This is a genomic window from Facklamia lactis, from assembly GCF_015863205.1.
GTDB classification, from domain to species: Bacteria; Bacillota; Bacilli; order Lactobacillales; family Aerococcaceae; genus Facklamia; species Facklamia lactis.
Genome location: NZ_JACBXQ010000001.1, coordinates 259,187 through 274,102, shown reverse-complemented (window position 1 = coordinate 274,102; position 14,916 = coordinate 259,187). Strand labels below are relative to the sequence as shown.

Annotated in this window: 11 protein-coding genes; all 11 read left to right on the top strand. The window is 37.4% G+C overall.

Annotated elements, in window-relative coordinates; all coding sequences use genetic code 11:
• The 11 genes from opp4B (at position 1) to HZY91_RS01165 (ending at position 14,872) form a co-directional block, all read left to right on the top strand.
• On the top strand, positions 1–963 hold the full coding sequence (gene opp4B, locus HZY91_RS01215) for an oligopeptide ABC transporter permease (protein WP_197113896.1): 963 nt from the start codon (positions 1–3) through the stop codon (positions 961–963).
• Positions 964–973: 10 nt separating this feature from the next.
• Positions 974–1,903: an ABC transporter permease gene (locus tag HZY91_RS01210; protein ID WP_197113894.1), complete on the top strand. Its 930-nt coding sequence runs from the start codon at positions 974–976 to the stop codon at positions 1,901–1,903.
• A gap of 162 nt (positions 1,904–2,065) precedes the next feature.
• The gene (locus HZY91_RS01205) at positions 2,066–3,844 is read left to right on the top strand and encodes an oligopeptide ABC transporter substrate-binding protein (protein ID WP_197113891.1); all 1,779 of its coding nucleotides are present in this window, start codon (positions 2,066–2,068) and stop codon (positions 3,842–3,844) included.
• A gap of 136 nt (positions 3,845–3,980) precedes the next feature.
• Positions 3,981–4,682, top strand: coding sequence for a ribonuclease III (gene rnc, locus HZY91_RS01200; protein ID WP_197113889.1), 702 nt, complete (start codon positions 3,981–3,983; stop codon positions 4,680–4,682).
• A complete protein-coding gene (gene smc, locus HZY91_RS01195) occupies positions 4,682–8,242 on the top strand; it encodes a chromosome segregation protein SMC (RefSeq protein ID WP_197113886.1) in 3,561 nt (1,186 codons plus the stop codon). The genes rnc and smc overlap by 1 nt, the downstream gene beginning before the upstream one ends.
• 291 nt (positions 8,243–8,533) lie before the next feature.
• Positions 8,534–9,094, top strand: coding sequence for an HD domain-containing protein (locus HZY91_RS01190; protein ID WP_197114547.1), 561 nt, complete (start codon positions 8,534–8,536; stop codon positions 9,092–9,094).
• An 840-nt stretch (positions 9,095–9,934) separates the two neighbouring features.
• Positions 9,935–10,744, top strand: coding sequence for a Cof-type HAD-IIB family hydrolase (locus tag HZY91_RS01185; RefSeq protein WP_197113869.1), 810 nt, complete (start codon positions 9,935–9,937; stop codon positions 10,742–10,744).
• Positions 10,745–10,758: 14 nt separating this feature from the next.
• Complete coding sequence (gene ftsY / locus HZY91_RS01180) at positions 10,759–11,778, top strand: signal recognition particle-docking protein FtsY (protein WP_197113866.1); 1,020 nt, start codon at positions 10,759–10,761, stop codon at positions 11,776–11,778.
• Between the two features lie 118 nt (positions 11,779–11,896).
• Positions 11,897–12,922, top strand: a complete 1,026-nt coding sequence (locus tag HZY91_RS01175) for a helix-turn-helix domain-containing protein (RefSeq protein WP_197113863.1) — start codon at positions 11,897–11,899, stop codon at positions 12,920–12,922.
• Between the two features lie 4 nt (positions 12,923–12,926).
• Positions 12,927–13,508 carry a CDP-diacylglycerol--glycerol-3-phosphate 3-phosphatidyltransferase gene (gene pgsA / locus HZY91_RS01170; protein ID WP_197114545.1) on the top strand — a complete coding sequence of 194 codons (582 nt, stop codon included), beginning with the start codon at positions 12,927–12,929 and terminating at the stop codon, positions 13,506–13,508.
• A gap of 89 nt (positions 13,509–13,597) precedes the next feature.
• Positions 13,598–14,872 (top strand): competence/damage-inducible protein A, encoded by a 1,275-nt coding sequence (locus HZY91_RS01165; protein ID WP_197113860.1) that lies wholly within the window; start codon positions 13,598–13,600, stop codon positions 14,870–14,872.
• The last annotated feature ends 44 nt before the right edge of the window (positions 14,873–14,916 follow it).

Sequence of the window (14,916 nt, the reverse complement as noted above, 5' to 3'; positions counted from 1 at the left end):
ATGTGGAAAACAATTCTACGCCGGATCATCTTAATGATCCCGCAAATTTTTATATTAAGTATCATTGTTTTTGTTCTAGGAGCGCTTATGCCTGGGGATGCTTTAACAGGGATGTTGGATCCTAATCTTGATCCTGCTCAAATAGAAGCTATGCGTGAGCAACTTGGTTTGAATAAGTCTTGGCCTCAACGGTACATTGATTGGATTACAGGAATTCTAAATGGAGATTGGGGACGTTCTTGGCATCATCGTCAGCCTGTGATGTCGATTATTGGCCAGCGAATTAGTCCCACGATTCAGCTTTCTCTGTTAACTGTCATTTTATCTTATCTTATTGCTTTACCTTTAGGTTTATTAGCAGGACGTTATAATGAATCATTCTTTGATAAGGCAGTTAACTTATACAACTTTATTTCTTATGCCATCCCTTCTTTTGTGCTAGGGTTATTTTTAATTTGGATTTTTGGATATACATTGGGCTGGTTCCCAACAACTGGGACAGTTTCACCAGGCTTAACGCCGGGAACAATGGAATTTGCCATGTCTCGGCTTTATCACATGATTCTACCGGCTATCACGTTGGCATTGTTGAGTACCACGGGAACCATTCAATATCTTAGAACGGGTGTCATTGATGCTAAGAGTGAAGATTATGTAAGAACCGCTAAGGCTAAAGGGGTTCCTGACTCCGTTATTTATCGTAAACATATCTTTAGAAATTCTATTCTACCAATCGCAGCTTTCTTCGGCTTCACTATTACCGGTTTAATTGGAGGATCTGTTTTTATTGAGAATGTCTTTACTTATCCAGGTATGGGGAAATTGTTTGTCGAATCAATTAGTTTACGTGATTTTTCTGTAATGCTTGCGATTACTTTAATTTCAGGCTTTATGACACTAATGGGGTCTTTATTATCAGATATTATTATGATCTTCGTTGACCCACGAATCAGAATAAAATAGGAGGGATAAGATGGCAGAAAATAATCCACAACAAGTTATTAAAGAAGCAGCCTTAGAAGAACAAATTGAAGCTTCTACTCCTCCTATGGGGTGGGAAGTCATTCGACGTGAATTTGCCAAAGATAAATTAGCAATCTTTTCCTTGGTCTTAATTCTATTGATTGTTCTAGTAGCAATCTTTGCACCATTATTTATAGATCAAACTGCAGCCAATACAGTTGATATTTTTAATCGTTATACACCACCCGGAGAGAAAGGCTATATCTTGGGATCGGATGAATCAGGTAGAGACGTCTTACAACAGTTAGTCTTAGGAACCCGCAATTCTCTTCTTATTGCCTGGGCTGTGACGATTATCACCGCTGTGATAGGAACCATCATCGGCTTAGCAGCTGGCTATTATGGAGGATTGGTAGATGATATGATTATGCGTGTGGTAGACTTCTTGTTAGTCTTACCAACGATCATGATCATTATTGCGGTTGTTACTATTGTTAGAAGTTTTAATCCATGGACGCTGATTATCATCATTTCTCTCTTAGGCTGGATGGGACAAACTCGATTGGTTAGAACAGCCTCTTTAAGCGAGGGGTCAAAAGACTATATTCATGCTTCTAAGACCATGGGAACAAGGGATTGGAAGATTATGCTAGGTTCACTTCTGCCCAATCTTTCTTCTCTCATGATTACAAACTTAACCTTGTCTTTCGCTGGAAACATCGGGCTTGAAACAGGGCTTTCTTACTTAGGATTTGGCTTGCCAGTAGGAACACCGTCTCTTGGAACCTTGATTGGTTATGCGAATTCGCCGGATATTATTGAGAATAAGACTTGGGTATGGTTACCGGCCGCCTTATTAGTCTTAATCATGATGTTGGCGATTAATTACATCGGACAAGCTTTCCAACGAATTGCCGATTCTAAACAAAGAAGAGGTTAATAATTAACAGTTCAAAATAGTGATAGTCTTCTATCACTATTTTTATATAAAAATAAGATTTAGATAAGTTGAAAATGAAATTATAATTAAAGATTCTCTTGCATTTCTCACACAATTCCTATATTATAGGGACATAATAAAATAATAATTGGAGGGATTCTCTTGAATAAAAAAATTAGAAAAGTTTTTGCGGCTTTTGCCTCGGCCCTAACTTTATCCGCTCTCTTGGCACAAGCAAGTCCAGCTGTCTTTGCACAAGAAGAAGAAAAACCTCAGGCTCCTGAATTTGAAAGTACTGTGACGCATGAAGGGGAGAAAATTGAAGGTGGAACTTTAAATTATGCCCTAGTCTCTGATACAGCCTTTGCGGGAGTATTAAATAATATGCTGTATTCTGGTCAACCCGATTCAGAAGTTATTAACTTTTTCAACCCGGGTCTGTTTGGTTATGATGAGAACTTTCAGTATGATGATGAAGGCTTTGGTCAAGTAGAACTTGATCAAGAAAACAAGCAAGTAACGATTACAATCCCAGAAGGGGAAAAATGGGATGATGGGGAAGATATTACGATTGATGATGTCATTTTTCCTTATTATGTAATTGGTCATCCTGATTATACTGGGATTCGTTACGGTGTAGACTTTGAGAACGTTGAAGGTATGGAAGAATACCATAATGGTGAAGCGGATGAGATTTCAGGTCTTGAACGTGTTGATGATTATACACTGAAAGTAACTTATAAAGAATTCCCGAACTCCATGATCCAAGCAGGGGGCGGAATTTCGCATTATATTGAGCCAGAACATGTCTTATCTGAAATACCGGTGGCTGAATTAGAAGATTCCGAAGCAGTAAGAACAAAACCAGTTGGTTTTGGTCCTTTCAAGGTTGAGTCAATTACGCCAGGTGAGTCTGTTACTTTTGCTGTTAATGAGTATTACTATAAAGATCGTCCAGCTGTAGACAAAGTTCAATTAAAAGTCGTGAATCCAACGTCAATTGTAGCAGAATTAAAAGCTGGTAATATTGATATTGCTCAATTAGCCTCCTCAGAATATGAGACCTTTGCGGATGCAAGTAACTTCTCAGTCATTGGAAGAATTACTAACTCTTACAGTTATATTGGTTTCAAGATGGGGAAATGGGATGCTGAAAAAGAGGAAGTCGTTTATGATCCTGAGTTAGCAACTTCTAATAAAGCCTTGCGTCAAGCCATGGCTAAGGCCTTAGATTTACCGGCCGTTTCAGAGAATTTCTACTATGGTATTCAACAACAGGCCCAATCACATATTACCCCTAACTTTACGGAATACATTTCGGATGAAGTCAAAGGTTATGAATATGACCCTGAAGGGGCCAAAAAATTATTAGCAGATGCTGGCTTTGAAGATAAAGATGGTGATGGTTTTGTGGAAGATCCGAAGGGTCAGCCTTTAACTTTAAATTATGCGACCATGTCAGGTAACTCTACTAATGAATCCATTGCTCAATATTACATTCAGGCCTGGAATGCGATTGGCCTCAATGTACAATTATTAGATGGTCAGTTGATTGAGTTTAACTCATTCTATGAGCGAATCCAAAATGATGATCCTGAAGTCCATGTCTATGGAGCTGCATGGGGCATGGGTGGAGATCCAAATCCAACTAATCTCTATGGTCCAGAAGCTGAATTCAACTTCCCGCGCTGGCAAACAGAAGAGCATAATGAAATTTTAGATCGTCTGAATTCAGATGATTCATTCGACGATGAATTCCGTGCTCAAGCGTATGCGGATTGGCAAAAGATGATGATGGATGAACTGCCAACTTATCCAACCTTCTGGCAATATGACTTATTCGCAGTGAATAAACGCGTGTCAACTTATGATGTTGCAATTGGAAACGATCTCCAGTGGTCAGACATCTATTTAACATCAGAACAGCCCGTTAAAGAATAATAAACAACTTATGCGTAAAGCATCTCCTTTGTAGGAGGTGCTTTTTTAGTCTGGAGAAGATAGACTACACTTTGCCTTTGAGTAAATGCTTTTCTTTTGGTAAAATCAACGTATGTCAATAAGGGGAAGATGTCGAATGAAACCATTAATAAATTATTTAAAGGGAGACTTACAAGTAAAGATTGAAGACCAAGGACTAATTCAGCAAGCTTTTAATCATACTTCTTATGTAAACGAGAAAGCTCATAAAGATTCGCTATCAAATGAACGCTTAGAATTTTTGGGAGATGCCGTCTTGGAACTAGTTGTTAGTCAATACCTTTACCATACTTATCCTAAGCAAGCAGAAGGTCATTTGACCCGGATGCGTGCCCAATTAGTCAGAGAACCTTCGTTAGCTTACCTTGCTCGTCAGGTCTCCTTTGACCAATATTTAAAGTTGGGTAAGGGAGAAGCTGAGTCAGGTGGAAGACAAAGAGAGTCGATTCTTTCTGATTGTTTTGAAGCTTTTTTGGGAGCTCTTTATATCGATCAAGGAATAGAAGCTGTTAAGTCATTCTTAACCCCCATCCTCTTAGCTCCACATCAAACGATCTTAGAAATAACCAGTCAAGACTATAAGACAAAATTTCAAGAGTTGGTGCAACAAAAAGGAGCCGTTCAGATTGAGTATCGACTATTAAAACAAGAAGGTCCTCCCCATAGTCAAGTCTTTACTGCGGGTTTATTTGTAGAGAATCAACTTCAAGCGCAAGGAAAAGGCAAAAGTAAAAAAGAAGCAGAAATGCAAGCCGCTAGAGAGGCACTTAATGCCTATGATAATGGAGGGAAACCTTAGTGTATTTAGAAAAAGTAGAAATGACAGGTTTCAAATCGTTTGCAGATAAGACGGTGATTACCTTCGATCGGGGCTTAACAGCGGTAGTAGGGCCGAATGGAAGTGGTAAATCCAATTTATCAGAAGCAATCCGCTGGGTATTGGGTGAACAATCGGCTAAAAGCTTGCGAGGAAATAAAATGGAAGATGTTATTTTCAATGGATCGCAAGAAAGAAAGCCTGTGAATGTGGCAAAAGTGACCCTAGTTTTGAATAATGAAGATCATTATTTTAATTATGATCGTAAACAAGTGACCATCACGCGTCAATATAACCGTAAAGGTGAAAGTACCTATTTAATTAATAATGAAGTCGTACGTTTGAAGGATGTAACGGATTTACTATTAGATACAGGTATCGGCAAAAATTCCTTTGCCATGATCTCACAAGGGAAAGTGGAATCAATCTTTTTGAGTAAACCGGAAGAAAGACGGGGAATTTTCGAAGAAGCAGCAGGTGTTCAGAAATATCAGCATCGTAAGCAGGAAGCTCAACGTAAATTATCACGCTCACAAGAGCATTTAAACCGTGTGAAGGACATTCTGTTTGAGCTTGAAGGACAAATTGCGCCTTTAAAGGAGCAACGAGAAACGGCTCTGATTTATCAAGAGAAAATTCAATTACTCCAGGAACATGAGATCGCTTATTATACTTATCAAATCGACCAAAGCAAAAAAGTCTGGCAAAAAGCTCAAGAAGACTTAGGGACAGTTCAAGAACAGTTACAAAAATTAAACCAAGAACAAAATGATCATCATCAGCAGTTAACACACAGTCAAGAGGAACTTGATCAACTAAATGATCAACTTGATCGACTGGTTGAAACCGTTCAGCAAGATAGCCAAACCATTGAGCGTCAACGTGGTGAATATCATGTTATTCAACAAAAAATAGAGTATGCGACGCAATCCAGTAAAGAGCGGGAGAAGAGTCAAGCAAACTGGCAGGAGAAGATTGCGACTAATCAGTACGAATTAGAACAAGTACAGCAACAAGGAAAGGTAATCACAGACAATATTCAACAAGTAGAAACGACCCTTCATCAATCAAAAGAGCAAATTCAAGCTCTAAGTGAAATGAATCCAGAAGCGTTAGAAGAACTAAGAGCAGACATGATTGAAGAGTACCGTCAAGAAAGCAATGTAAAAAATCAACTGCAACAAATGGAAGAAACCATTCAGAATTATCATAAGAAAAGCCAAAACTTTCAGGACCAAATCGATCGAATCGATGCTCAACTACAAGAAATAAACCCTGAAAGACTAGAAAAACAAAATGAGATATCTAGATTGGAAACTGACTTGACGCTTTTGCAAAAGGAGTCTCAACAAAGTCAAAATCAATTGGAAGTTATCATTGAACAAAAAAAGCAGCTCCAAAAGCAGATTTATCAAGAAGAACATCCTTTAAGAATCTTAGAATCAAAATATCACTCCCTTGAACAAATGCGTAATGATTATTCAGGCTATTATCAAGGCGTTAGAGCAGTGATGAATCACCGCCAGTCGTTAAGGGGCATTGATGGAACGGTAGCCGATCTTATACAAGTTGATTCAGAGTTTCAGACTGCGATTGATATAGCTTTAGGTGCAGGCTTACAGAATATTATTGTAGAAGATGATCAAGCAGCTAAAGAGGCAATTCAATATTTACGACAAGAAGGTGCAGGCCGAGCTACTTTTCTTCCAAGAAGCAATATTAAAGGTCGATTTTTACGTCAAGATCACTTAGAAGTACTTAGATCACATCCTAGCTATTTAGGCATCGCTTCTGAACGAGTGGCTGTGTCTGAAAAATACCAATCGGTCATTCAGCAATTATTAGGAACGACAGCCATTGTAGAGGACCTTCACACGGCACAATTATTGGCCAAACAAGTTCACCAGCAAGTGAAAATCGTGACCTTGCAAGGTGATGTCATCATGCCAGGAGGAGCCGTCACGGGGGGACGGGTTCAAAAGAAACAACCCTCAATGTTAGCTCGCCAGAATCAACTCGATCAAGTAAAAAAAGAACTAGAGGAAGCTCAGGCTCATTATCAAGTTTTAGTTCAAAAGCATCAAGAGATCGAAATTCAAGTATCGCAGGCTGAAGAAGTGGCTTTTCAAAATAATCAGAAAGTTCAAAATACTTACCAATTTTTGACAAATTTGAGGGCTCAATATCAAGAATTAGACCAACGCTATCAGCAATTAACCCAACAAAAATTAATACTAGAAGATGATCTTCATCAATTAACAGATAACTTTCAAGAGAGTCAGCAAAATTTTAAAGAGGCACAAGACAAATTGGCTCACATTCAAGAAAAAATAGCCTCACTTAATGAAACAATTAAGCATTATCAATTGAATCAAACGGATCGCGACCAGCAAGTTCTTGCGTTGCAAGAACAATATAATGAAGCGAGGACGCAGTTAGCTGTTTTAAAACTAGAATTAAAACAAAACCATTCAAAAGAAGAAGAACTTTGTGATGACATCTATCGATTGCAATCCAACATTGAGAACAATCAAAGCCAAGAAATCAATAAACGAGAAGAGTTAGAGGCATTGCAGGCTGAAGGCACGATGATTCAGCAGAATTTATCTGAACTCGAACAAGTATTAACGAAAAACCAAGTTCAACTAGAAGAAGCCAGACAAATTCGTCAAACCCTCAATGATACGATCCGCCAAACCCAAGCTAAGAATCGTGATTTTGAGGCAAAATTACAAGATCTCTATCAAAAGGAAGGCAAACTAGAAGCAAAAGTTGAAAAATATGGTAGCTTAATTGATCAGTACTTGTCCTATCTTAGTGAAAATTATCAATTGTCTTATGAGGCTGCCGTAAAAGCTAGTCAACCTGGAGATGAAGTTCCTAATCGTCAAAATCTAATCAAGCAATTGCGTCAAGAAATTGATCGTTTGGGACCAATTAATATCGCTGCAATTGAAGATTATCAGTTATTACATGATCGGTTTGTTCATTTAAAAGAACAAGAAACAGATTTACTAGAGGCAATGGCCCAGCTCAATCAAACGATTGACGAAATGGATGAGGAAGTTTCCACTCGTTTTAAAGAGGCTTTTCAAGCTATAAATGTTCAATTCCAAAAGACTTTTGTTCGTTTGTTTGGAGGGGGAAGAGCACAACTGGAATTAACTGATCCATCGGATTTATTAACCACTGGCGTGGATATTACTGCCCAACCGCCTGGTAAACGCAAACAAAATCTAGCCTTGCTCTCAGGTGGCGAAAGAGCTTTAACCGCAATTGCGCTACTTTTTGCGATCCTTGAAACAAAGGCCGTTCCTTTTGTAGTGCTAGATGAGGTTGAAGCGGCTCTTGATGATGCTAATGTTTATCGTTATGGTGAATATATCCATAACTTTACTGAAAAGACCCAATTTATTGTCATTACCCATCGAAAAGGAACCATGGAGTATGCAGATGTCTTATATGGTGTTACAATGGAACAAACAGGTATTTCAAAACTCGCTTCTGTTCAATTAAAAGAAGCTCAAGGAATTACTGAATAGGAGAAGTTATAAGCAGCATAATATAGGCAAAAGTATGGGATATTATAAATAAAAAGCTTTGAGATTATTTGGTTTCAAAGCTTTTTACTTGATTTTTAGTGGAAGCGTAACCAAAAATGACTGGACTTATTCCTTTTATAAAGCTAATATAGACCTTGAAAATTTAAAGAAGTAGAAATAAGGGATTATAAACACTTAAATTTTTGTAAAAGAGCTAATTCCTTTAGGTAACGTATATAATATTAAATATGAAATGAGGTTAATATTTTGGAAAAAATTGTAAAACAAGTAATGTTCATTGAAGAAATTGAACAATTAAAGACAATAACAAGATTTAATAGAACGTTAGATGAAAGATTTGAAAATAGTGCAGAACATTCGTGGCAAGCTGCGTTGGCTTCCATTATTTTTCAGAAATATTACCCTAAAAAGTTAGATATGGGAAAGGTCATGTTAATGTTATTAATACATGATTTAGGCGAGATACATGCTGGTGACACTTGGGTTTTTGATGCGAATCAAAAGATACATTCACATGATAAAGAATTGAAGTCGCTGGAACAAACATTGAGTTTACTTCCCAGTGATCAACATCTAAATATAAAAAGGATTTGGTTAGAATTTGAAAAAGGCGACAGCAATGAGGCAAGGTATGCACGAGTGATTGATGCCCTAATACCACTCATCAATCATCTATCCGTTTCAGAGCCAAATTACAATCCTGATAATATTCCTGCACAATTAGTATTAGAAAAGAAAAATTTCATTAAAGAAGAATCTGAAGAATTGTGGAAGCTAGTCCAAGAATTAGTGAAATTGAGTGTAGAAAAAGGGCTCTATTTACAGAATTAAGATGATTTTATAAGGTATGAATCTTGAAGCGTTAACTCCTTACATATATAGAGACTCGTGAGAAGAAGTATTAAAAAAATCAATTTTCAAAAAATAGGAGATATAGTAATGAATGAATTAGTGGTTAGATTTTCCATTAAGAGTGAAATAGACTATAAAACTACAATTGAATATTTGAATGATAAATATGAACATAAAAAGGGAAAGTAGATAAGTTGATAAATATTTTAAAGAGCATGGAAAAGAGAATGAAGAGGTTGTTATTGGAAGTTTTATCTATCGATTACGTTGGGAAAATAATACTCTTCTAGGCAGTTTTACTAGAAAAGAGACCATGTAACCAAGAATTTGGAATGAAGTGAATAAAAACAATTAGATTTTGTAAAAGATATTTTAGCTACCGGTTTTACAAAGGTTTTGACCATTGATAAATATAGAAAAACTTACGGTGATAGAAATAAGACAAGAACTATAAATGTTGACAAAATTGAAAAATTGGGTTTTTTGCGAAATTGAAATCTTAGATGATTATTCTGAAGAAGATTATTAAACTTTTTATAATGAGATGAAAAAAGTTTTCATTTATTGAGTCAGAAATCGAAACAAGAGGATATGTACAGTTAATGTTAGAAAAAATGAAACCAGTAGATAAGAATCCCTAAACTAAGATAAACAAGCTTTCATCAACTACAGAAGCAGGATTTACATGAGTTAAATAAAAAAGTGGCGTGTCTGAAATGGCACGGTTTTTTTAATCTATATTTTAATTCATCTATGGTATAATGACGAAAGAGAATCTAAGGGGCAAATTTGCTCTTAAAGGTATAAAGGATGAATAGGATGATTAAGTTAATAGCCACTGATTTGGATGGAACTTTATTAAATGAAAAGAAGCAACTAACCAAAAATAATTTACAAGCTTTGCATTATGCTCACGAGAAAGGGATTAAAATCGTTGTATGTACGGGGCGTCCCTATTTAGCAACTCATTTTCTGATTGATGAAATTGGGCTGAAAAGTGAGGAAGATTATTTAATTGTCTTTAATGGTGCTCAAGTAAGACGTTCGATAGATGGACGGATTGTTGTCGAGAATAGTTTGACCCATGCAGACATGCTGATCTGGTATCAAGAGACAGCAAGATTAGATTTACCGATAAATGTTATTGATAGCGAGTGGGTCTATGAACCCTTGTCCTATCCGGAAGGATACGAAAGCTTTTATGCGAGCAAGTTGACGGCGGCTCCAAGCACAGTGAAAGATTATGCAAGTTTTTCAGAAGAACATCAGTTTTTAAAATTTGTCATTACCGTGGATGAGGAACATTTAGCAAATCAAATCCCTAAAATGAATCCAGAACTAAAATCGCGTTATAGTATCTCACGTTCACACCCATTTCAACTCGAAATTATGAAAAAATCAGTTGACAAGGGGAGAGCCTTAAAACAATTGGGCGATCACCTAGGGATTCGGATGGAAGAAATGATGACGATCGGTGATCAGATGAATGATGAGAGTATGATTAAGATGGCAGGAACAGGGGTTGCGATGGGGAATGCCGTCCCAGCAATTAAAGAAATGGCTCAATTTGTCACGAAAAGTCATATAGAAGATGGCGTGGCTCATGCTATTTATCATTATATTAAATAAGAAGGGGTGATAATATGGGATTATTTGATCGCATTAAACGTGCCTTTACCGGCGAAGATAAAGTCGTTAAGGACCAAATAGAAGAAAAAGAGGAACAAATTGTCTTTGAGAAATATGATCGAGGCATGGAAAAAACGCGAAAATCTTTTTCAGATAAAATTTCTGATCTGTTTACAGGATGGCGTGAAGTTGACGAAGATTTTTATGATGATTTAGAAGAAGTTCTGATCGGTGCCGATGTTGGATTTCAAATGACTTTGGCCTTAACTGATGCGATTCGTGATGCAGTAGAGGAACAAAATGTTCATAAACCAGAAGATGTTAAGCGGGTAATGTTGGAAGAGATGGTAGCTATTTATGAGAAAGATGGTCAAGCAAGTGTTGATTTAATCGAAAATCCAAATGGCCCAACGGTTGTTCTTTTTGTTGGGGTTAATGGCGTTGGAAAAACAACCTCAGTTGGTAAAATAGCTTATAATCTTAAGCAATCTGGGCACAAGGTGTTAATGGCTGCTGCTGACACTTTTAGAGCGGGAGCAGTTGAGCAGTTGAATGTTTGGGGGGAAAGATTAGATATTCCTGTCGTAACAGGGATTGATCAAGGCGATCCAGCCTCCGTTGTGTTTGACGCCGTGAAGAAGGCAAATGCCGAAAATTATGACTATCTCTTGGTCGACACGGCAGGGCGTTTACAAACAAAAGTTCATTTGATGGCAGAATTAGCTAAAATTAAACGTATTATTGAAAGAGAAAATCCAAATGGTATTCAAGAGGTACTTTTAGTATTAGATGCAACTACTGGACAGAATGCCTTGACTCAAGCCAAACAATTTAATGAAGCAACGGAAATTACGGGCCTCGTTCTGACTAAATTAGATGGCACCGCAAAAGGGGGCGTTATCCTATCCATACGTCACGAATTAGATATTCCAGTTAAATATATTGGATTAGGTGAACAAGCAAGTGATTTACAAGTGTTTGATGCGGAGAAATATATGTATACATTAATTCGCGATCTATTAGAAAATGTATAAATTATTTATCTTCCTTGTATCCTATTGAGGTTTTTTTATGATAAGATACAGAATATACCGTCAAATAGCTTTGTTTATGCTATAATATTTTAGAAATGACAAAAAGGGAGTAGCTGGCATGAGTGAATTAGGTACACGTTTACGTGAAGCCCGCGTAAATAAGGGATATACATTAAATACTTTACAACAAATGACAAAAATTCAAAAAAAATATTTACAAGCGATTGAAGAGGGTCATTATGATGAAGTCCCTGGCACATTTTATGTTAGGGCTTTTGTTAAGCAATATGCAGATATGGTAGGACTTGATGGTGACCAATTATTAAAGGATTATGCAAATGAATTAGAAGTTCAAAATGATCCTTCCTCTGAAGCGAGCTTGATAGAAGAGAAGGAAGAGGAATTACCGAGTCGATTGGAAACACGACACTCAGGTGAGGATAAAAATCGTTTGGAGATGATTTTATCTTATATTCCACTTTTTATTTTGACAGGGATTATTATCCTCATTATTCTGATATTGTTCTTTGCGATTCAAGATTTGCAGAAAGAGAAACAAAAAGAAACTGCGCAAGTTCGACCTACGACTAGTATTGTGGAGTCAGTAGAGCCTTCTTCCAGTCTTGAGATAGACAATGAGAGCGAAAAGGAAGAAGCAGATGAAGCTGAAAGTAATGAGGATACAACTGAAACCACTGAAGAATCGACAGAAACAGATAAAAATCAGATAAAAGTGGGCGACCAGTTAATTACGCAGAAATCTGAAGAAGGCAGTGAAAAGACTTATCAACTTGAAGGCAATTTAGACAAGTATAAGTTTGGAGCTGAAGCTGAATCATTTGTATGGTTAGGGATTTATGAAGATGGCGCAATGGTGGTGGATCAAACGATTCCAGCTGGTGAAAGTTTTGAATACCAAGCAAATGCAGGCGTTCAAGAAATTCGATTAGAATTTGGTTATCCTGAAGGGGGAGCCTTCACTGTTAATGGCAAGAAGATAGAAGTAGATCCCGCTGTTCCTTCCTCTGTTCTTTTCTTAGTCGGTTCGGATGCCGATGAAGCGGCCAACTCGACAGAATCACTTGATGTTGAGGGACTAAGTGATGAAAGCAGTACTGAGACGACAGAAGCGGTTGGAGATTAGACCTATGAATATTGCGAATCGCTTGACTGTATTTAGAATCATTATGATTCCGATTTTTGTTGGAATTTTAACCTTTAATTTTGAAATGGGCCAGATAAATTGGTTGGGGACCCAAGTATCTACCTTACATTTTATTGCAGGGCTCATTTTTGCTATTGCTTCTATTACTGATTATTTAGATGGTTATTTAGCCCGCAAGTATCATTTGGTCACTGCCTTTGGTATTTTTGCTGACCCTATGGCTGATAAGCTCTTAGTCTTAGCTGCTCTTATTATGCTAGTAGAAATGGGTGAAATTGCAGCTTGGATGGCGATTATTATCATCAGTCGAGAATTATTAGTAACGGGTTTACGAGTACTTCTTGCTCGTCATGATGGGAAAGTTTTAGCAGCTGCTTGGCCTGGTAAGATCAAGACCTTTACTCAAATGTTTGCTATTTTATTCTTTTTTTGGAATGATATGGCTTTTACGTGGCTTCCTTTTTCATTAGCAGAGCTTTTAATGTTTATTTGCTTAATTTTCACCCTGTATTCGGGAGTCGAATATTTCTATAAAGCACGTCATGTGTTAATCGATGAACTATAAGTGACGAAGACAAGGCATCAATATGCCTTGCCTTTTTATATTTACAAGCGCATTTAGATGATATTGGGTTATCTATAGGGGAGGTTAATATGAAAGCTGAAATCATCAGCGTTGGAACTGAATTGTTACGGGGAGAAATCACGAATACTAATAGTAAAATTTTGGCTAGTTTTCTACTCGATTTAGGAATTGAAGGAAACTACCAGCAGGTGGTAATCGATAAGGCATCCTCTATTAAGGAAGCTTTAACAATTGCAATAAAGCGAGCGGATCTTATTATCCTTTCAGGCGGACTCGGCCCCACCCCAGATGATATAACAAAGGAAGTGGTGGCCGAATTTTTGTCTACTCATCTTGTTTTGGATGAAGAACAGTGGAACTATATTCAACACTATTTTGTGTCGCAAGGCAGAAATCAGACTCCTACCGACCGCAGGCAAGCTCTCTATTTTGAAGGGGGAGTTCCATTTAGGACCCAAGATGGCTTAGCATGTGGAACGGCTTATAAGAATGAAAATTCGCAATATTTCATTTGCTTACCTGGGCCACCTGCTGAATTATCAGCTATGCTCCATCAAACTATCAAACCTTATTTATTATCAGAATTATCAAATCTTCCCATTATTCAGACGGTGAATCTTAACTTCTCAGGAATTGGCGAAGCCCAATTGGCTTATCAGATAGAAGATATTATGTCCGACTATAACCCGTCAATAATTGCTATCTATTCGAAACCCATGCAAATTAGAGTGAGAGTCACGACGAAAAGTAATAATGCTTTGCAGGCTCAGACATTAAGCCAAGAGATAGCCGACCGAATTCTCGCTAAATTAGATCCCTATTTTATCGGTTATGGTGAAAATCAAACAATTGAAACTTATATTATAGAAGCTTTAACCAAGAGGGGGCAAACACTTGGTATCTCTGAAAGTCTAACAGGAGGTCAAGTATCAGCTGCCTTAACAGAGATTCCCGGTGCCTCAAAAGTGATTCGTGGAGCTCTAGTAACTTATCAAGAGCAAAGCAAAATTGACCTGTTAAAGATAGATCCCCAAGTCCTACAACGCTATTCTGTGTATAGTAAAGAATGCGCCTTTGAGATGGCGAAAGCCACTCAAAGCTTATTACAAACAGATTATAGTCTTTCATTGACTGGGGTAGCGGGACCTGGTTCAGATCAGGGACATCCTGCTGGTCAAGTATTTGTAACGGTTTGTGGACCACTTGGCACTATTAGTAGTCGAGAGTATCAAATTCCTCCCAGAGGGAGACATTATGTGAGAGAATTAGCAAGAAAATATGCTTTGCAACAGGTAAAAGATATGTTAGAATTAAAATCGAACAAAGGTTCGTTTATCTCTTGAAAAAATTAGATAGGATTGATAGAATAAGAGAGGTTAAGAATGGA

What these genes read in the sequence shown, in the direction of transcription:
- opp4B (WP_197113896.1), top strand. Translation starts at nt 1, where the DNA reads ATGTGGAAAACAATTCTACGCCGGATCATCTTAATGATCCCGCAAATT.
- HZY91_RS01185 (WP_197113869.1), top strand. Translation starts at nt 9,935, where the DNA reads ATGATTAAGTTAATAGCCACTGATTTGGATGGAACTTTATTAAATGAA.
- HZY91_RS01165 (WP_197113860.1), top strand. Translation starts at nt 13,598, where the DNA reads ATGAAAGCTGAAATCATCAGCGTTGGAACTGAATTGTTACGGGGAGAA.
- rnc (WP_197113889.1), top strand. Translation starts at nt 3,981, where the DNA reads ATGAAACCATTAATAAATTATTTAAAGGGAGACTTACAAGTAAAGATT.
- ftsY (WP_197113866.1), top strand. Translation starts at nt 10,759, where the DNA reads ATGGGATTATTTGATCGCATTAAACGTGCCTTTACCGGCGAAGATAAA.
- HZY91_RS01190 (WP_197114547.1), top strand. Translation starts at nt 8,534, where the DNA reads ATGTTCATTGAAGAAATTGAACAATTAAAGACAATAACAAGATTTAAT.
- HZY91_RS01210 (WP_197113894.1), top strand. Translation starts at nt 974, where the DNA reads ATGGCAGAAAATAATCCACAACAAGTTATTAAAGAAGCAGCCTTAGAA.
- HZY91_RS01175 (WP_197113863.1), top strand. Translation starts at nt 11,897, where the DNA reads ATGAGTGAATTAGGTACACGTTTACGTGAAGCCCGCGTAAATAAGGGA.
- pgsA (WP_197114545.1), top strand. Translation starts at nt 12,927, where the DNA reads ATGAATATTGCGAATCGCTTGACTGTATTTAGAATCATTATGATTCCG.